The 684-nt window shown below is 34.5% G+C and carries 1 protein-coding gene; it reads right to left on the reverse strand.

Annotated elements, in window-relative coordinates:
- Positions 1 to 31 precede the first annotated feature (31 nt).
- Positions 32 to 684: HNH endonuclease (locus CVN76_RS01790; protein ID WP_232732057.1), on the reverse strand; the 653-nt coding region annotated here is incomplete at its 5' end.

Here is a 684-nt window from a genome sequence, read left to right on the forward strand (position 1 = left end):
CATCCTTCTCACTCCTTAACTTGCAATATTGTTACTCAGCAATCGATAAATCAGATTCCAGTGATTCATACTCATCAGCAAACATGAAAACATCACCATCCCTCGGTATGCTTTTTTTATTACAGCGATCCAAAACAGTTTGGTAAGAAAAGAAGCATTTTCTCCCGGCTTCACGAACTGATTTAAATTCCTCTAAAACTTCCATAGTATCTTTATCAATCCTTACTACAGGTTTGCTTGTAGACCTAAATCCTGTCTTTTTACCAAGTTTTTCTTTGGTGATGTATTCAAGATTCACAAAAAAATTATCAGTCTTAATTAAATTCTTATGATGCAATACTTCGCCTGGCTTAGGATTGCCCACAAAATGGTAAGCAACCAAATGTGAAGCTTTGTATTTCTTAACCTTGTTTTTAAACTGCACCTTTATAAATAGGTCCCCACTACGTTTATGGAGATAAGGAAGCAAAAACTTTTCTGAACTCTTATATAAGCGTTTGAAACGGCCATAATTAGAAACTAAAAATTTATCGCCTGACCCTTCTACGGCCTTCCAATCTTCATTGTGGTATTTTTCCTTTACGTACCATTCTTTACGTTGCTTCAGAGTTGTTTTTTCATCTGCTAAATAACAATTGATCTTCGATAGTTTCATTTTTTTAGATTTATGAGTGGATAAACTGG

The sequence above is a fragment of the Bacillus sp. mrc49 genome (assembly GCF_002803435.1).